15 protein-coding genes are annotated in these 17,293 nt (G+C 68.9%); 8 read left to right on the top strand and 7 right to left on the bottom strand.

Translation table 11 applies throughout. The annotated features are described in order from the left end of the window. The first annotated feature begins 7 nt into the window (after positions 1-7). Together ACWEF2_RS00695 and ACWEF2_RS00690 are read left to right on the top strand one after the other, a co-directional pair. The gene (locus ACWEF2_RS00695; RefSeq protein ID WP_453810884.1) at positions 8-1,342 is read left to right on the top strand and encodes a M20/M25/M40 family metallo-hydrolase; all 1,335 of its coding nucleotides are present in this window, start codon (positions 8-10) and stop codon (positions 1,340-1,342) included. 446 nt (positions 1,343-1,788) lie between these two features. Next, positions 1,789-3,099, top strand: coding sequence for a lysine N(6)-hydroxylase/L-ornithine N(5)-oxygenase family protein (locus tag ACWEF2_RS00690; protein ID WP_453810883.1), 1,311 nt, complete (start codon positions 1,789-1,791; stop codon positions 3,097-3,099). A 249-nt stretch (positions 3,100-3,348) separates the two neighbouring features. On the opposite strand, the gene ACWEF2_RS00685 is transcribed toward ACWEF2_RS00690, so the two are convergent. The 3 genes from ACWEF2_RS00685 to ACWEF2_RS00675 all read right to left on the bottom strand — a co-directional run bounded on the left by ACWEF2_RS00685 (position 3,349) and on the right by ACWEF2_RS00675 (position 6,236). After that, the gene (locus tag ACWEF2_RS00685) at positions 3,349-4,677 is read right to left on the bottom strand and encodes a CHRD domain-containing protein (RefSeq protein WP_453810882.1); all 1,329 of its coding nucleotides are present in this window, start codon (positions 4,675-4,677) and stop codon (positions 3,349-3,351) included. Between the two features lie 240 nt (positions 4,678-4,917). Continuing rightward, positions 4,918-5,676 (bottom strand): anti-sigma factor family protein, encoded by a 759-nt coding sequence (locus ACWEF2_RS00680; RefSeq protein ID WP_453810881.1) that lies wholly within the window; start codon positions 5,674-5,676, stop codon positions 4,918-4,920. After that, positions 5,673-6,236 carry a sigma-70 family RNA polymerase sigma factor gene (locus tag ACWEF2_RS00675; RefSeq protein WP_355593376.1) on the bottom strand — a complete coding sequence of 188 codons (564 nt, stop codon included), beginning with the start codon at positions 6,234-6,236 and terminating at the stop codon, positions 5,673-5,675. Before ACWEF2_RS00675 ends, ACWEF2_RS00680 begins: the two co-directional genes overlap by 4 nt. Positions 6,237-6,704: 468 nt before the next feature. On the opposite strand from ACWEF2_RS00675, the gene ACWEF2_RS00670 reads away from it, so the two are divergent. Continuing rightward, entirely contained in the window at positions 6,705-6,965 is a 261-nt protein-coding gene (locus ACWEF2_RS00670) for a hypothetical protein (RefSeq protein ID WP_355593374.1), read from the top strand. A gap of 597 nt (positions 6,966-7,562) precedes the next feature. Here the strand turns inward: ACWEF2_RS00670 and ACWEF2_RS00665 are convergent. Continuing rightward, on the bottom strand, positions 7,563-8,036 hold the full coding sequence (locus ACWEF2_RS00665; protein WP_453810880.1) for a hypothetical protein: 474 nt from the start codon (positions 8,034-8,036) through the stop codon (positions 7,563-7,565). A 427-nt stretch (positions 8,037-8,463) separates the two neighbouring features. On the opposite strand from ACWEF2_RS00665, the gene ACWEF2_RS00660 reads away from it, so the two are divergent. From ACWEF2_RS00660 to ACWEF2_RS00645, 4 genes are all read left to right on the top strand, one after another. Next, the gene (locus ACWEF2_RS00660; RefSeq protein WP_453810879.1) at positions 8,464-9,087 is read left to right on the top strand and encodes a carbonic anhydrase; all 624 of its coding nucleotides are present in this window, start codon (positions 8,464-8,466) and stop codon (positions 9,085-9,087) included. 10 nt (positions 9,088-9,097) lie between these two features. After that, on the top strand, positions 9,098-10,777 hold the full coding sequence (locus tag ACWEF2_RS00655) for a SulP family inorganic anion transporter (RefSeq protein WP_453810878.1): 1,680 nt from the start codon (positions 9,098-9,100) through the stop codon (positions 10,775-10,777). A 222-nt stretch (positions 10,778-10,999) separates the two neighbouring features. Next, positions 11,000-11,710 carry a response regulator transcription factor gene (locus tag ACWEF2_RS00650; protein WP_355593366.1) on the top strand — a complete coding sequence of 237 codons (711 nt, stop codon included), beginning with the start codon at positions 11,000-11,002 and terminating at the stop codon, positions 11,708-11,710. A gap of 24 nt (positions 11,711-11,734) precedes the next feature. Next, positions 11,735-13,192, top strand: a complete 1,458-nt coding sequence (locus ACWEF2_RS00645) for a sensor histidine kinase (protein WP_453810877.1) — start codon at positions 11,735-11,737, stop codon at positions 13,190-13,192. Positions 13,193-13,234: 42 nt separating this feature from the next. Here ACWEF2_RS00645 and ACWEF2_RS00640 read toward each other — a convergent pair whose 3' ends face one another. Further along, positions 13,235-13,909, bottom strand: coding sequence for a MarC family protein (locus tag ACWEF2_RS00640; protein ID WP_453810876.1), 675 nt, complete (start codon positions 13,907-13,909; stop codon positions 13,235-13,237). Between the two features lie 229 nt (positions 13,910-14,138). Here ACWEF2_RS00640 and ACWEF2_RS00635 point away from each other — a divergent pair, with 229 nt between their 5' ends. Further along, entirely contained in the window at positions 14,139-15,398 is a 1,260-nt protein-coding gene (locus ACWEF2_RS00635; RefSeq protein ID WP_453810875.1) for an arginine deiminase, read from the top strand. 26 nt (positions 15,399-15,424) lie between these two features. Here the strand turns inward: ACWEF2_RS00635 and ACWEF2_RS00630 are convergent, their stop codons facing one another. Together ACWEF2_RS00630 and ACWEF2_RS00625 are read right to left on the bottom strand one after the other, a co-directional pair. After that, complete coding sequence (locus ACWEF2_RS00630) at positions 15,425-16,129, bottom strand: response regulator (RefSeq protein WP_453810874.1); 705 nt, start codon at positions 16,127-16,129, stop codon at positions 15,425-15,427. Beyond that, entirely contained in the window at positions 16,126-17,256 is a 1,131-nt protein-coding gene (locus tag ACWEF2_RS00625) for a sensor histidine kinase (RefSeq protein ID WP_453810873.1), read from the bottom strand. The genes ACWEF2_RS00630 and ACWEF2_RS00625 overlap by 4 nt, the downstream gene beginning before the upstream one ends. Positions 17,257-17,293 lie beyond the last annotated feature (37 nt).

Raw genomic sequence — 17,293 nt, 5'->3', positions numbered from 1 at the left:
AGGTGCCATGAACGCGGAATCGACCCCCCGGAACGAGGGTACGGGGGCCGACTGGGCCGAGGACGCGGTGGGACTGTGTTCGGAGCTGATCCGGCTGGACACCCGGCTCGGCTCCGCCGACGAGCGCGCCGCGGCCGAGTTCGTCGCGGGCCTGCTCTCCGACGTCGGGATCGAGCCGACCCTCGTCGAATCGAGGCCCCGCCGCTCCAGCGTCATCGCCCGGGTGCCCGGCGCCGATCCGAGCCTGGACCCGCTGCTCATCCACACCCACCTGGACGTGGTACCCGCCGACGCCTCCGAGTGGAGCGTGCATCCGCTCTCGGGTGAGGTGAGGGACGGCTTCGTCTGGGGCCGGGGCGCCGTCGACATGAAGAACATGGTCGCGAGCGTGCTGACCGTGGTGCGGCACCGCGTGGCCGGCGGTGACCTGCCGAGGCGCCCTCTCGTTCTGGCGTTCCTCGCCGACGAGGAGAACGCCGGGGTGCTGGGCGCGGAGTGGCTCGTGCGCGAGCGGCCGGAGCTTTTCGAGGGCTGCCGTACCGCGATCGGCGAGGGCGGAGGCTGGAGCTCGTGGATCACCGACGACGTCCGCGTCTATCCCGTGCACACGGCGGAGAAGGGGTGGGCGGCCGTCCGGGTGACGGCGCACGGAACCCCCGGGCACGCCTCCCGCATCGACGACGCCAACCCCGTGCGCCTGCTCGGCGAGGCGATCGGCCGGCTCACCTCCGACCGCTTCCCGATCCACCTCACCTCCGAGGTCGAGACGCTGCTGCGAACCGCCTGTGAGGTTCACGGCCTGGTGTTCGACCCGGCCGACCCCGAGGCCGCGCTGCCGCTGCTGGGCTCTGACGCGCACACCCTGTCCTCCGGGCTGCGGAACACCGCCCACCCGACGATGCTCTCGGCCGGTTACCAGAGCAACGTCATCCCGGGCTCGGCCGGTGCCGAGCTGGACTGCCGCTATCTGCCGGGCCGCTGGGAGGAGTTCCTGGGCGAGCTGTCCGCCGCGCTCGGCGACCGCGTCGAGATCTCGGTTCTCAACCGGACCCTGGGGCTGACATCGTCACCGACCTCGGCGGAGAGCGGGGTGTGGGCGGCGGCGCGCTCGGCGCTGCGGGCTGAGGACCCCGCGGCCAGGATCACCCCGTTCATGACGTCCGGCGGCACCGACGCGACCCATCTGCAGCGTCTCGGAATCGAGTGTTTCGGGTTCAACCCCGTTCTGCTCCCCAGAGGGCTGGACTTCTGGGCGCTTTTCCACGGCATCGACGAGCGGGTGCCGGTGGAGTCGCTGAGGTTCTCCGCCCGGGTGATGGACCGTTTCCTGGGCGCCTTCTGACCTGGAGCGCGCTCACGCCGTCCGGCGTGGGCGCCGGTGAGTCGCGGAGCACCTCCGGCGGACGGGCCCCGACCCGGGTGATCACCCGGGTGTGAGAGACCGGCGGGCGCCGCCGTCCCCGGGGGCCCTGGGGAGACGACGCCCCCGGAGACGGCGCGGCTCTGACGGCTGGATCCCCGCCCTCCGTCGGCGCGACCCGGCCTATTGATCAAATTAGGGTAGCCTACCCTTATCTTTCACCGCATCCGCCGCCCTGTCAAGGTTGATCGAATCGTGATTTTTGGTCAAAAGTGACCGCTTGACATCTGTTGGCGATCCGTGGATCTTAGGTAAGGCTTGCCTAAAATTATATCGGTTCGGTAAGTCACACGATGTTCAATCACGCCCCCGGGACCGGGGGTTGCTCCGCCGTGCCCGAAAAGCCGTGCCCGAAGAGAGGAAGCGGTGTGTCATCACTGCCCGAGGAACCCCAGGATCTGATCGGGATCGGTTTCGGTCCCGCGAACCTGGCCCTGGCGATCGCCCTTCGTGACCACAACGCCCGGGGCTCCACCCAGGTCGGTCTCAGCGCCTCGTTCGTCGAGCGGCAGACGGGTTTCGGCTGGCACCGGGGGATGCTCATCGAGGGTGCCACCATGCAGGTCTCCTTCCTCAAGGACCTGGCCACGATGCGCGACCCCGTCAGCAGGTACGGCTTCCTGTCCTACCTGCACGCCCACGGCCGCCTGGCCGACTTCATCAACCACAAGACGATGTTCCCGACCCGGATCGAGTTCCACGACTACCTCGAATGGGCCGCCGCCCACTTCGCGGCCCAGGTCGCCTACGGCACCCACGTCACCGAGCTGCGGCCGGTCAAGGACGATCGCGGGGACATCGTCGCGGTGGAGGTGCTCACCGGCGACGGGAACGTCGTCGGCACCGCCCGCAGCGTCGTGCTCGGCGTCGGCCTCCAGCCCCACCTGCCGGAGAACGTGCGGGTCTCCGAGCGCGTCTGGCACAATCACGACCTGCTGACACGCCTGCGAGACCTGCCGGAGCCCGTCCACCACAGGTTCGTCGTGGTCGGCGCAGGGCAGAGCGCCGCCGAGGTCGTCGAGCACCTGCACACCTCCTACCCGCGAGCCGAGGTCTGCGCCGTCTTCGGCCGCTACGGCTACAGCCCGGCCGACGACAGCGCCTTCGCCAACCGCATCTTCGACCCCTCGGCCGTCGACGACTTCCACCGCGCCCCGGAGCCGGTGAAGAAGGCGCTGCTGGCCTACCACCGCAACACCAACTACTCCGTCGTCGACGCCGATCTCATCGAGGAGCTCTACCGGCGTTCCTACCAGGAGAAGACCCAGGGCCGGGAGCGGCTGCGCATCCTCAACGCCTCGCGGATGGCCGGGTTCGACCCGCGGCGGGACGGGGTCCGGGTCCAGGTCGAGCACCTGGTCGCCGGCGAGCGCAGCACGCTCGACTGCGACGCGCTGATCTTCGCCACCGGCTACCGGCCGCCGGACCCGGCCTCGATGCTGCACGGGCTGACCGGGTTCTGCGAGACCGACGAGCAGGGACGCCTGCGGGTCGGACGGGACTACCGCGTCGCCACCGACCCGTCCCTGCGCTGCGGGATCTACCTCCAGGGCGGCACCGAGCACACCCACGGGCTGTCGTCGTCGCTGCTGTCCAACGCGGCGATCCGGGCCGGGGAGATCGTCCGCTCCGTCGCCGCCCACCGGGAGGCCGCCTACCGGGAGAGGGTGAACGCCTGACGCCGGCGGCGCCGCGGACACCCGCGACGTGGACGTCCCGCGCGGCGAGACGCCCTCGCCGCGCGGTCCGGCCGTGATCGGCGCCATCGCCGGTCGCGCGCCGTACGAGCCGCCGGACGGCTCGCCGACCGAGGAGAACCTCGGATGACCGCCGGCGACCCCTTCGAGGACACGACGGCGCGCTGTCTGATGCCGGCCGACACCGAGGGCCGGCGCTCGCTCCGGCCGGTCTTCGCCGTGCCCCGGCGGTTAGCCGAGGAACAGGTAGTCGGACCGGTAGGGGACCTTCACGATCGGCTGCCTGGCGGGGTCACAGGCGCCGGTGGGAGCGACGCCGCCGACGGTGTTGAGGCGCAGGATCTGGGTGGCGTGGGAGAGCAACCCGGTGGGGCGGCCGGTCTGGACGGCGTCCAGGACGAGTTCGGGGATGTTCCCGTCCCCGTTGGGGATCCTGGTGACCAGCCTGCCGGTCACCGAGCTGCCGTCGGGAGCGATCCACTGGGGCGGGCCCGCGACGGGCTGGACGAAGGAGTGGGCGACGCCCCTCTCCAGTACGGCGGACACGTTGTGCTGGGTGAACGCGAAGCCGCCGAGGGGCTGCCTGCTGCAGGCGTAGATCTGGGCTCCGCCGAGCACCGGGGCGGTCACCGCACGCGGGTGGACGGCGCCGTCGCTGAGCCGGCCGCGCACGGCGCCGCCGTCGAACTCGACGGTGCGCAGGTTGGTGTAGTGGCGGCCGGGGTTCTCGGTGATCCTCTTCACGGTGTCGCGCCTGACCGGGGCCTCGCCGGCCACGCCGGTCAGGTTGGCGGGCAGGCCCGTGGCGTCGAGGAACAGGTCGGCGACCACGTCGCCGTTCCCTCCCTTGACGCCACGGTGGATGTGGCCGTTGGTCGGCCTGTCCAGGCCGGTCCAGGTGGCGGTGTAGGCCAGGCCCACCCCGCTGGGGCGGATCCACCAGGTGGCGGCGCCGTCGGCGTCGCCACGTCTCCTGCCGTCGTCGGCCTGGACCTCCTGGCTCCCGTCGGCCAGGGAGCCGATGGTGGCCCGGTTACTGCCGTGGAGGACACCGTTCAGGTCGATGGGCCTGTTGAGCCTGTGGAACTGGCCCCGCACGGCGCCCTTGGGGAACACGCCGTTGTGCAGATTGGCGTAGAAGCCGGTGGGGTTCTCGCGCAGCGCGGTGAGCAGCGCGGCGTCGTTCACGGTCACGGTGCCGGTGATGCCCAGCACGGTTCTCGGCAGCGCCTTGGCGAGGAGGTCGACCTTCACGTCGCCGTTGGTTCCCCTGCCGCCCAGATGGATGTGGGCCGCGGTCGGGGGGTCGACCCTGTTCCACCTCAGCGCGAACGTCACCTGGCTGCCCTTGATCCGGATGGCGGCGGTGGCGCGGCCGTCCCCGTCGCCCGGGACACCCACCTCGTTGGCGCCGCGCAGCCCGGCGGCGAGGTAGACCTCGTCGTCCGAGACGGCGGGCCGATCGGATCCGGCCTGGGCGGTCGCGGGCGGGAGAACCGCGACGCCGAGCAGTCCGGTGGCGAGGGCGAGACCGGGGAGAGCGATTTTACGAATGGACATGATTTAACCCTTCATGGGGGCATAGAGGGTGTTTGCCCAGTCGTACGCGAGCGGATAGTCGCCGGGTTCAACTTATGAATGTGAAAAAATACATATTTATCGGAATGTGTGAGGTGGGATGCGCGTGGCCCTTCAATCGTGACAAATCTCGAAGCCCGCCGCACCTCTGAACCGGGGTGTCCGGCTGGGAGAGCCGGCCGGCGGAAAGAGGAGCGGCCGGAAGGGCTCCGTGGAGAAGGGCTACACGGGGATCGTCAGCAGGGTCCCGCCGCCGTTGACCTTCACCTCGAACCGGGCGACCTCGGCCCGGGGGAGGGCGGTCCCGCCGTGGACGTAGAGCGGGGCGGGCGAACCGGGCACGCCGTATCCCGTGACGGGGACCGCCCAGCCGGTCACCACCCGCCGCTCACCCGAGGTGGAGACGGCGATCAGCTCGCACTCCAGCGGCCCGCGCACCCCCCTGAGCTGCAGAGCCGCGTGTGTGCCCCAGCCCTTGCCCTCCAGCGCCACGACTCCCGAGACGCCCATGGCGCCGGTTGCCCCGTGCTTCTCGCCCCGCTCGAACATCTCCTGGGCGGGGCCGTGGCCGGGATGGTCCGCCACCACCGCGGAACCGGTGTCGTTGAACGAGGCGCCCACGGTGATCCCACCGGCGACCAGGACGGCCGCGGCCACGGTGGCGATCACGTAGGTGCCCCTGCGAGCGCGGCGTTCGGCGCGCCTCCTGCGGTGCACCAGATCGATCAAGCCGACCGGCGTCGCGCCGTCCCTGTCCAGATCCGGCGTGACGCCGGCCATGCCCGGGTCCGGTACGGTGCCGGCCTCGTCCTCGACGGGCCCGACACCTGTCAGCATCCCGACGATGCCCGACATTCCGGTGAGCTCCGCCGTACAGGACGGGCAGTCCGCGAGGTGGGCCTCGAACGCCGCGTGGTCCCGCCCCTCCAGCAGGCCCAGGGCGTAGGCACCGACGTCGGTGTGCTCAACCCGATGGTTCACGCCGTCACCCCTCTCTCCTCAAGTGCCACACGCAACGCCCGGACGGCGTAGTAGACCCGGGACTTCACGGTGCCCACCGGAATGCCGAGTCGCTCGGCGGCGTCGTTCACCGACTGGTCTCGCAGGATCGTCTCGTTGAGAATTTCCCGGTGCGCGGGGGAGAGCGACTTGAGCGCCTCGGACACGATCACCTGGCGCAGGAGATCCTCCATCTCATCGGGCATCGGCACGTTCTCCAGCGGTCCCTCGCCCGCCTCCTGAGGCCGCGCCTCCTTACGTCGCCGATCGTCGATCACGATACGTCTGGCCACCGTCGCCAGCCAAGGCATCAGGGAGGTGACACCGGGGTCCAGCCGATCCGCGCTGCGCCAGGCACGGATCATGGTCTCCTGGACCACGTCCTCGGCCCACTGCCGGTCGCCGAAGGTGAGCCGCACGACGAAGGTGAGCAGCGGGCGGTGATACTCGCGGTACAGCTCGGCGACGACCAGTTCGTCGTCAAGTTCGGTCACGGGTCGCAGGCGGCGGATCCAGTGCCGCAGCCCGCCTCTCGTCGCCATGGTCGGACGTCTCCGGGGGGTCGGTTCGGTGCCGGGATGATCAATCGGCGATGGTACCGCCGTCACAACGTGTCCTGTCGTATCGCTGAGATCCTCCGAGTTCCGGATCCAGCAGGCGGTACGCGGCCGGCGGGGCGTCTGGTTCAACGGGGCCCGGTTTTTCTGCGGACCGGCGTCCGGGGAGGATCCCGTACTCGGCACACTTATTAATCTACATTGTAAAGGCGCCTGGTCGAGTTCAAGATCATCTACAGCGGACTGAAGACTCGGCCCCCAAAAACAAAGAGAAGAGCGGGCGCCTCCGTTCCGAGGGACTCCAGGGTTGACACGCGGGCCCCGGGTCGCACCGAACTCCGGTGGAGCCTCGTCCGTCCGATCCGGATGGGTCGTCGATGTGCCGCACATCGACGACAACGGCTTGCCAAATGGGTAGGTACCCCTTGCGGATTCTGGCGAAAGGAGCCGACCGTGCCTGACGACACCGTACTGATCATTCGATTTCACCTGGTGGGCGGTGAGGACGTCTCCGTGGTGAGCAGGGATTTCTCCGGGAAGACCGAGGCGTTGGAGGCGGCGGCTCGTGCTCTGGACGAACGGCGCAGCCTGGTGCTGACCCGGGCGAGATACAACCGTGAGACCGACATGGACGGCCTGGTGATCAATCTGGCCAATGTGGTGTCGGTGCGCGTGTCGAGGACCGACAGCGCCGAGGCGGGTCAGTATCTGTAATGGATCGCCGGCCCGGGGGCCGGTCGGTCGCGCCGGTGGCGTGGAGGGTGCGCGTCATGATCGCGAGGATTCGCGCTTACCGTCTGTGTCCTGGGAGTCGCGATGAGTTCGCCCGTGTGGCGCGTCCGCGGGTTTCGGCGAAAGTCGCTGAAGGCGGTTCTGGATCGTGACAGGGGCGGTGATCTCACCCGCAAGGGGGCGTTCTTGCCGGTGGAGAGGCCTGTCCCGGCGACGAGATCCGGGTGGTGTTACCGGGCGGCCCGCGCTGGCCGCTTGAGCGGGTCCGACCGTGGGATCTGCCGGCCGGCGAGTGCCGGCCGTGTCCGTCGCCTGTGTGGCGATTGGCGCCGAGGGGTGTCCGGTTGCCGTCGTGGGCGCCGAACGGCGGGCGGAGACGCCGGGGACGGTTGTCGAGTGCGGTGGGGACCGTGTCCGGGGTGTGGATCGCTCCGTTGAGGGCGCACGTTTTCCGCCGGGCTGTCTTGACGCCGAGAGGTGAGGAGGACCCCGGCCCGCGTTCCGCGTCTTCGCCGCGGTGGAGAGGTGTGGCCGTCCATCGAGGACGTCCGGGGTTTCCGTTGACCACTCCGGCCGTGGTCAGTCGAAGAACTGCTCGGCTCTGAACCTGCGTATCCGGAGCGGTGCGGAATCCCGGCCGATGACCTGGATCCTCCTGAGGCGGGTTTCCTGGTCGATCGTGACTTTCACGCACTTCATGCAGACCTGGTGGAACCCCAGGAGCGCGTAGTAGGAGATGGAGGCGCTCCGGGTTCCGAGTCCCCTGTCGGAAAGACCCAGGCCAACCTCCCGGTACAGCCTCCTCGATCCTTTGAGGGTGAAGGCGGTGGAGCCGATAATCGCGTGATTCGCCTTCTTGGGGCAGTGCGCGAATATCCGAACAATGTTCCGCTGGCGTGGCGAACGGGGCAGCACTCGGAGCGATGTGCGGGTTTTCCACTCGGAGGGGATGTGGTCGCCACCGGTCTTTCGGGTGCTCACGGACGGCGTGGTGGAGGGTGCGCGGGAAGCCTCGGCTGAGACGTTCGGACCCATCATGAGAGCGGCGGCCACTCCCATCCCTATGACAGGACGCATGTATTCCTCCTGGTGGGCGGGTGCCCGGGTGTCGGCGATCCACTCTTGCCGGGGGTGAGAGGGCGGGGCCGGTGCTGTGGAACGGTCTGGGAGGTCGTCCGGGTGACCGTGCCGACCTGGCTGCCCGTCTGATTGTGCCGACCGGATTAGGGGAAAGACGGGTGCCACGCTGGTGTGGAGCCCGGTTGTGCCCGTCGGCGATGTGCCGAAGTGTGCGGAGCGTGTTCCGTTGCGGCCAGGGTGTCGCCGGCCTGTGATCGGTGCCCGCGGCCACTGGCCTTTATGTTTGCCGGCGCCCCTTACGTTCGCTCGCCGAACGCTAACCATGTTCAAGCTTTCCTCTGGCCCGCTCCTCATCGGCCACTCATTACGGTGCGGAGAAACCCGGACCAAGGAGGCTTTCTTGGACAGCTTACTGATGAACGCGCGCACGTTCTGGCGTCGTGCCGTCGACCAGGGACAGGAGTATCGGCAGTTGGCCAACGGTCAGTGGCCGCAGGCGCTGGTCATCTCCTGCTCGGATTCGCGGGTGATTCCGGCGCTGATCACCTCGGCGCGACCGGGTGACCTGTTCGAGTTGCAGAACGCGGGCAACATCGTGCCGCCGCACGACAGGTCGGTGGCGTCGGGGGAGGTGGCGACGATCGAGTACGCGGTCGGGGTGCTGGAGGTCCGCAACATCGTGGTCTGCGGGCACTCGCACTGCGGGGCGGTGGGGGCGGTGGCGCGGGGCGAGGACCTGTCGGCGCTTCCGGGGGTGAACGGCTGGCTGGACCTGGCGCGGCCGGGCCTGGAGGGGGTGCCGGGGCCGCCGCGGGACCGGGCGCTGCTGGAGTTCGTGCAGCCGCACGTGGTCGCGCAGCTGCGGACCCTCAGCGCCTACCCGATGGTCAAGCGCGAGGTGGAGGCCGGGCGGCTGAAGCTGCACGGCTGGGTCTACCAGGTCGACACCGGCGAGCTGAAGGAGCTCGACGAACACGGCGAGTTCCGCTCGCGGAACGTGTGGTCGACTCCGGGCGAGGAGTGAGGAGTACTTGATGGCACCAGGTCGGACGTACGGCCCGCGTCACTCAAAGCGTGCGCGTCCCAAACAGGACACCTCTCTTTCCTCGTCGATCGGCCCTGACCTTCTCGCCTCGCTCGTCGTCTTCCTGGTCGCCGTTCCGCTGTGTATCGGTATCGGCGCGGCCTCCGGCGTACCGGTCGAGCTCGCCATCATCTCCGGCATCATCGGGGGGATCGTCGTCGGGCTCATGCCGGGGAGCACCATGCAGGTGAGCGGGCCGGCCGCGGGGCTGGCCACTCTGGTGCTGGAGGCCGTCGGCGCTCACGGTGTGGCGGTGCTCGGCCCGGTGGTGTTCGCCGCGGGGGTCATCCAGATCGTGCTGGGCATTCTGCGGATGGGTCGCCTGTTCCAGGCCATCTCCCTGGCCGTGGTCCAGGGCATGCTCGCCGGCATCGGTCTTCCGCTGGTGCTCAGCCAGAGTTATGCGCTGGTCGACGCCAAGCAGCTCGGCTCGGCGCTGAAGAACATCGCCGGGCTCCCGCATCTGCTCTCCTCGACTCTGGCCAATCCGCACGCGGTCGTCGCGCTTCTCCTGGGGGTCTCCACGGTCTGCCTGTGCGCACTGTGGAAGAAGCTGCCCGCGCCGGTGAGCAAGGTTCCCGCTCCGCTGGTGGCGGTCGTGCTGGGTTCTGTGATCGCGGCGCTGCCGGGTGTCGAGGTCAAGCGGGTCGTGATCGGTGACCTGCTGGGGGCCGTGCACTTCACTCCGTTGACCAGTCTGCTGGAGCTCGCGGACCCCGAGCTGATCACTCTGGCGGTCACCTTCGCGGTCATCGCCTCGGCGGAGACCCTGTTCAGCGCCGCCGCGGTGGACCGCATGCACGACGGTCAGCGGACGCAGTACAACGCGGAGCTGTTCGCCCAGGGCGTCGGCAACACCCTCTGCGGTTTCCTGGGGGCGTTGCCGATGACCGCGGTGATCGCCCGTAGTTCGGTCAACGTGCAGGCGGGCGCGAAGACGAAGGTGTCCCGCGTGATGCACGGTGTCTGGCTGCTGGCGTTCTGCCTGCTGTTCACCAAGCTGCTGGCGCTGATTCCCACGTCGGTACTGGCCGGTATCCTGCTGCACAGCGGCTGGAAGCTGTTCAGCCCGGGGCAGTTCCCGCAGATGTGGAAGCGCGACCGTGGCGAGGGTGTGGTCATGGTCATCAGCACCCTGGCGATCGTCGCCACGAACCTGCTGGAGGGTGTGCTGGCCGGACTGGCCGCGGCGATCATCCTGGCGGCGCTCCGCATGTCCCGGCTGCACATCCACACCTCTTACAAGGGGAGCGCCGGAGGGGACACCGCCCACGTCGTCATCGAGGGCAACGCGACGTTCCTGCGGCTGCCGAAGCTGAACGAGACACTGGACTCGATCGCCGGCAGGAAGCGGATCCACGTCGACATGCAGGGCGTCTCGCACCTGGACCTCGCCTTCCGCAGCCAGGTCGAGGATTGGGCGGAACAGCAACGGCGGGGCGGTAGCGAACAGGTGGTGCTGCTGCTTCCGCCGGCCGAGGTGTCCGATCCCGATCCCGATCCCGACCCTCCGGAGCCCGGCCCCATGGACGACACAAACCCTGACGTGTGGTTCGCGGAGTATCCACAGGTTCCCGGTGGCCGGGACGAGAGCCGACTCGAAAGCCACGCCGGCCGGTCCCGGTTCTAGCCCAGATCGTTTTCGGCCGGGCCGCCGCAGTGGAGGAGCGGGTACGGAAATGAAACCCGCCCGGGACGGAGTTCCGGGCGGACGCCGGGGCCCGGTGCGATCAATATGATCAGAAGAAATGCAGACGTGCGAAATACTGTAAACACAGTACACCTGGAAATATAGCCGATCCTCTCCAGGAACGAATTCCTGACATATGTTTCCCAGTGGATGGAAGCACGGATGCAGGTGCTACTCATCGAGGACAACGACATGATCACCGAACCTCTGATCGACGGGCTTACCCGGTACGGGTTCACCGTCGAACGGGTCACGACGGGCGCCGACGCGCTGCGGGCCACGCCCGGTGAAATGGTCCTCCTGGATCTCGGACTGCCCGACATGGACGGCATCGACGTGTGCCGGCAGCTCAGGCAGTCCTCGGAGGTCCCGATCATCATGCTGACCGCCCGCGGTGAGGAGGTGGACCGCATCGTCGGACTGGAGATGGGCGCGGACGACTATCTGACGAAGCCGTTCAGCCTGCGCGAGCTCGTGGCGCGGATGCGGGCGGTGGCTCGCCGTACCCGCTCGGCCCTGGTCCACTCCACGCCCGCGCCTCAGGGGCTCTCCCTGGGGGCCGCGAAGTCGGTGAACGAGCTGGTGCTGGATCGGCGGGCCCGTCAGGTTCAGGTGAACTCCCAGCTTGTCACGCTCACCCCGAAGGAGTTCGACCTGCTGGCTCTGCTCTGTCAGGATCCGGGGGCCGTGTACTCCCGGAGTCAGATTCTCCGCAGTGTGTGGGGGAGCGACTTCTTCGGGTCGACGAAGACCCTGGACTTCCACGTGGCGACTCTCCGGCGTAAGCTCGGCGACCCGACGATGATCGAAACGGTGCGTGGTGTGGGTTACCGGCTGAGCGTGTACGCCTCCGTCCCCTTTTCTTCTCCTTGAGCCCGCCTTATGGTTCTCCGCCTCGTGCTGAGCCATCTCGCCCTCATGGTCGTGGTGCTGTCCTGCCTGGAGATTCCGCTGGGATACCTCTATGTGCAGGCGGGACGGGAGCGGGGCACCGGTGTCGTCAAGCACGAGGCTCATCTGCTCGCCGGTTCCGCCAACCAGATCCTCAAGGCGGGACGGCCGGACCAGCTCCCCAGGCTCGCCTACGTGGAGAGCCAGAAAATCCGCGGCAACGTGGCCATCGTGGATCAGGCCGGTCAGCTGCTGGTCGGCTCCCGCTGGATGCTGGGTGAGGACTGGCACGACCTCCATCATCAACAGGAGATCAAGACCGCTCTCCAGGCTCGGCGATCCACCGCGATGCGCCGCTCCCGTATCGAAGGCATCGAGGTTCTCCACATCGCGGTCCCCATCGACGCGGGTGGCGCGGTGCGCATCACCATTCCCCGGGCCGCGCTTGAGACCGGTGCGGATGCGGTGTGGCTGCTTCTGGCCGCCGTGGCGCTCATGGTGATGTTCACCGTGGTCGTGGTCGTGCTCGCGCTCAGCCGGTGGATCACCAGGCCGATCCGCCGGTTGGAGAACGCGATGAATCTCCTCGCCACCGGGCATCTGCTCAAGCTGGCCTCGGCCATCTCCGGTCCCCGGGAGGTGCGGAGGCTGGCGGAGACGTTCAACGAGACGGCGCTGCGTCTGCAGCGGATGCTCGCCTCACAGGGGTCCTTCGCGGCGAACGCCTCGCATGAGCTCCGGACTCCGCTTACCGCGCTCCGGCTGCGGCTGGAGAACCTCGAACCCGATATCGCCTACCACGCTCATGGGAATCTGCATGCCGCCCTCGCCGAGACCGATCGGCTTGCGCGCATGGTCGAAAGGCTGTTGACCATGGCCAAGCTCGCCGAGCACACGACGGCGCGTGAGCCGACGCACCTGGCTCCGGTGATTCAGGAGAGAGCGCGTACCTGGGGTCCGCTGGCCGAAAACCGTGGGGTCCGGCTGCTGGTGGAGGGGGAGGGGGCGGGCAGGGTGTGGGCCGTGCCGGGTGCGGTTGAGCAGATCATCGACAATCTGCTCTCCAACGCGCTGCGGGTCTCCCCCCCGGGGGGCACCCTGACGGTCGAATGCCGTCTTCCCCGTACCGGGCGGTCGGGTGAGAACCCGACGACGGTGGCGCTTCACGTCATCGACCAGGGGCCGGGGATGAGTGAGATGCATCGGCAGCGGGCGTTCGACAGGTTTTGGCGGGCTCCCGGGGCGCCCAATGACGGTACGGGGCTGGGGTTGTCCCTGGTCCGTCAGCTCGCCCACGCCTGTGGGGGAGAGGTGACGCTGGCGGCCGCGCCCGGAGGCGGGACGGACGCCGTCGTGGTTCTCCAGTCGGCGGAGCAGCCGGCCGTTGAGCATGACAGCCGGCCGTGGTGGCCGCTGAGCCGGCTGTGGAAGGGGAGGTCCTTGTCGCGTCACAGGTCGGCGTAGGTTTTCGGGCGAGATGTCCGGCTGTTCGGCAGGGGGCGGGTCTCAGAGGCGTTTCATATTGTTGAGCGCGTCGATGACCATCCGGGTGCCGCCGTTGAACAGCAGCGTCACGGCGATGGCCACCAGCAGGATGCCGGCGATCCGTTCGAGGAGCATGCGGTTCTGCGGGGAGACGCGGCGTTCCAGGTGGCCGGCGGCGTAGAGGGTGACGCCGGTCAGGGCGGCGTAGGCGAGTCCGGCGACGGACAGGCCGATCACGGCGCCGGTGCTCGCCGCGGAGGCGCGGAAGGCGACGAGGATTCCGAAGGTGGTGCCGCCGACGGTCAGCGGAAAGGTGACGGGTGTGAGCAGCACCGATCGCCAGGAGGCGCCCTCGGCGGCCGGGGTGTCCGCGCCGTCCGAGGAGCCGGCGGGTTGCGGGGCGGGCTCCTCGACGCCGCGCATCATGGGAATCGCGGCGTACAGCAGCGCGATGCCGCCGGTGACCGTCAGCGCGGCGGTGGTGATGCCGAGCAGTTCCAGGAGCGGCTCGCCGATCCAGATGGCGGTCAGGGCGAAGACGGCGACGTAGCAGAAGAGTCCCAGGGCGAGGCGGCGCCGATCTCCCGGGGGAAGGCGGCCTACGATCGGCAGGTAGGACGACAGGGCGGCAAGTGGGCTGTACAGGGCGAACAGCGTCAGGAACAGCAGGACCGCCTCGTCGATGGACGGTGTCACGTGGCCTCCTCCGCAGAGGGGGTGAGATTCCCGCCCCTCTTTACTTACTTAAAGTATGTGATCGGTTACTTTAAGGTGAGGCTATCAAGCCGGTGAGGGCGGTGTGCTCCCGGGGACGGCGCCACCGGTTTCGGCGCGTCCGCCGGTGAGGGGCGGCCGGGGGAGGGGAGGGTGCGCCCGGGGCGCCCGGGACACGTGGGCAGCACCACATCTACGACGGAGGCATGAAATGACCACTCATCCCCTTGGCGTCCACTCCGAGGTCGGCAGGCTGCACACGGTGATCGTCCACCGGCCCGACCTGAGCCTGAAACGGCTCACTCCCACCAACAACGACGAGTTGCTCTTCGACGACATCCTGTGGGTGGAGCACGCCCAGAGGGAGCACGACGCGTTCGTCGGCATGATGCGCGGGCGCGGCATCGAGGTCCTTTACCACCAGGAGTTGCTCGCCCAGGCGCTGGATTCGGGTTTGGACGCCAAGCGGCAGGCCGTGGAGCAGGCCGTCACCCACCTGACCGTCGGGCCGGCCCTGGTGGACGCGGTCCGGGAGAAGCTGTCCACCTGGAGCGGCACGGACCTGGCCACGCACCTGATCGGCGGCTTGACCAAGGAGGAGTTCGGCGTCGCCGGCTTCGACGCCCACTCCCTGGTGGCGGCCTCGGTCGATGCGCAGGAGTTCATCCTGCCGCCGCTGCCCAACTCCCTCTACCAGCGCGATCCCGCGGCGTGGCTGTACGGCGGGGTCGCGCTGAATCCGATGTTCTGGCACGCCCGGCTGCTGGAGACCATGCACCAGAGCACGATCTACCATCATCATCCGATGTTCGCCGGGGAGGACTTCGCCTACTGGTATCCCCGGGGCGGGGACGACGCCGAGTTCAACGAGGAGGACTACGGCAAGGCGGCCGTGGAGGGTGGCGACATGATGCCCATCGGTAACAAGACCGTGGTCATCGGCCTCAGCGAGCGCAGCACCGCGCGCACGATCGAGCACATCGCGCTGGCGATGTTCGCCGCCGGTGCCGCAGAGCGCGTCATCGCGGTGAACGTGCCCAAGCGCCGCTCCTACATGCACCTGGACACCGTGTTCACCTTCCTGGATGTCGACAAGGCGACCACCTACCTGCCTTTTCTGGACACCGCCACCACCTACTCGCTGCGCCCGGGTGACAAGGAGGGCACGCTGGACGTCCACGTCGAGCGGAGTTTCATCGGCGCGGTCGAGGACGCCCTGGGCATTGCCCGGCTCGACATCATCTCCACCGGCGGGGACGACAACCAGCAGGCTCGCGAGCAGTGGGACTCCGGCAGCAACTTCTTCGCCCTGGAGCCGGGGGTCGTGGTCGGTTACCACAAGAACCAGTTCACCAACCGTAAGCTGCGCGAGCACGGCGTCGAGGTGGTTGAGATCGAGGGTTTCGAGCTGGGCAAGGGCCGGGGTGGCGCCCACTGCATGACCTGCCCCGTCTCGCGTGACGGCATCTGAGGCGGTGACCGCGGTGCCGTACCGGTCTACCGCGGTGTCGTCCGGCCGGGTGTCCGGTCGGTGGCCGATGCTGTGACCAGCCCTGTTTCGTAGGCGACGATGACGAGATGGGCGCGGTCGTGGACGGCCAGCTTTCCGAGGAGGCGCCGTATGTGCGTCTTGACGGTGGAGACGCTGAGCCGCAGATGTTGGGCGATCTCCGGGTTGGTCAGGCCACGCGCGACGAGCAGCAGCACCTCACGTTCCCGGCAGGTCACGTGGGACAGTTCACGGGCGAGTGGCGGGGTGGGGGCGGACCGCCGGGCGAACTCGGCGATGAGGCGACGTGTGACGGTGGGGGCGAGCAGTGCCTCGCCGGAGGCGATCACGCGGATCGCGGCGAGCAGTTCGGCCGGGGGGATGTCCTTGAGAAGGAAGCCGCTGGCTCCGGCGTGTAGCGCGGCGTAGACGTACTCGTCCAGGTCGAACGTGGTCAGGATGATTATCCGCGCCGCGGTTCCGCCGCATGCGGCGCGGACGCGCCGGGTGGCCTCCAGACCGTCCGTCTCGGGCATGCGCACGTCCATCAGCATCACGTCGGGTCGCAGCCGACCGGCCAGCTCCACGGCCTGCTCGCCGGTGGCCGCCTCACCGACCACGACCATGTCGGATGTGGTCTCCACCAGCATGCGGAGACCGGCGCGCAGCAGTGCCTGGTCGTCGGCGATGACCACCGTGGTCGGTTCGGTCATCGTGACTCCCCGTGTTCGAAGGGCAGGCGGGCGTGTACTCTGAAGCCGCCTTCGGAGCGCGGGCCCGCGGTGAAGGAACCGCCGTATACCATGACCCGTTCCGCCATCCCGGTGAGTCCGTGCCCTCGGGGGATGCGACCTCCTCCGGGCGTGCCCGGCCCGTCATCGGTCACCTCGACGTCGACCACTCCCGGTTCCGGTGAGGTGACCGCCACCGAGCAGCGGGCTGATCTCGCGTGTTTGACCACGTTCGTCAGTGCCTCCTGGACGATCCGGTAGACCGTCAGCTCCACGCCGTCGGGCAGCACCGCGTCCACGCCGACGTTCAGGTCGACCTGGACGCCCGCGCGGGCGCCGAGTGCCGACAGGTCCTCCAGCCGGGGAACGGGTTCCAGGGTCGGCCGGTCGGTGTCGGAGCGCAAGATGCCGAGCATGTGGCGTATCTCCGTCAGCGCCGACCTGCCGGTGGTCTCGATGAGCCGCAGCGCGGCGCGGGCCTCCTGCGGCCGTGTCTCGGCGACCAGGCCGGCGACCCCCGCCCTGAGTGTGATCAGGCTCATGCTGTGCGCGACGACGTCGTGCAGATCCCGGGCGATCCGCAGACGCTCGTCGGCCACCGCGCGGATGGCCGACTGCTCCGCCATGTGTACGGCGAGTGCCCGCTGCTCCCGTACGGCGGAGCCGACCGTCCACGACAGGCCCATCAGCAGCCAGCTGAACACGGTGGCCGACAGCGCCCGCGTCCACGACGACGGCTCCGTGGTCAGGCACAGGGCCGGCGCGATCACTGCCAGGGAGACGGCGAGGGCGGTGGCCGCCCGCCGTCGCGGCTCCAGCAGGGCGACGGTGTACAGGACGACGGCGACCACGAGGTAGGGCTCCTCCCAGCCGGTGAGCAGCGCCGCCGTCGCCGAGGCCAGTACCGCCCACAGCGTCGGCAGAGGCCACAGCCGGCGCACCGCGACGGGAAGGCAGACCGCGGCCGCCGGCACGGGTGACAGGCCCGTCACCAGGAGGGCGGCGCCGAAGCCGGTGGTGAGCAGGATCGCGGCGACGACGTCCACGGCGACCCAGCGGCCGTGGCGCGGCCGCCGCGGCACCGGGGGGCGCGGGTCGTGATCGTTCATGTTTCAACGGTATCCACACAGGTCATCGCGGGGATCC

Source organism: Streptosporangium sp. NPDC004631 (genome assembly GCF_053601935.1).
This window is presented reverse-complemented; position numbering and strand designations above follow the sequence as displayed.

Excerpts from the sequence above, each read along its gene's own strand:
- ACWEF2_RS00695 (WP_453810884.1), top strand. The coding sequence starts at position 8 with ATGAACGCGGAATCGACCCCCCGGAACGAGGGTACGGGGGCCGACTGG.
- ACWEF2_RS00685 (WP_453810882.1), bottom strand. The coding sequence starts at position 4,677 with ATGTCCATTCGTAAAATCGCTCTCCCCGGTCTCGCCCTCGCCACCGGA.
- ACWEF2_RS00675 (WP_355593376.1), bottom strand. The coding sequence starts at position 6,236 with ATGGCGACGAGAGGCGGGCTGCGGCACTGGATCCGCCGCCTGCGACCC.
- ACWEF2_RS00655 (WP_453810878.1), top strand. The coding sequence starts at position 9,098 with ATGGCACCAGGTCGGACGTACGGCCCGCGTCACTCAAAGCGTGCGCGT.
- ACWEF2_RS00650 (WP_355593366.1), top strand. The coding sequence starts at position 11,000 with ATGCAGGTGCTACTCATCGAGGACAACGACATGATCACCGAACCTCTG.
- ACWEF2_RS00635 (WP_453810875.1), top strand. The coding sequence starts at position 14,139 with ATGACCACTCATCCCCTTGGCGTCCACTCCGAGGTCGGCAGGCTGCAC.
- ACWEF2_RS00630 (WP_453810874.1), bottom strand. The coding sequence starts at position 16,129 with ATGACCGAACCGACCACGGTGGTCATCGCCGACGACCAGGCACTGCTG.
- ACWEF2_RS00625 (WP_453810873.1), bottom strand. The coding sequence starts at position 17,256 with ATGAACGATCACGACCCGCGCCCCCCGGTGCCGCGGCGGCCGCGCCAC.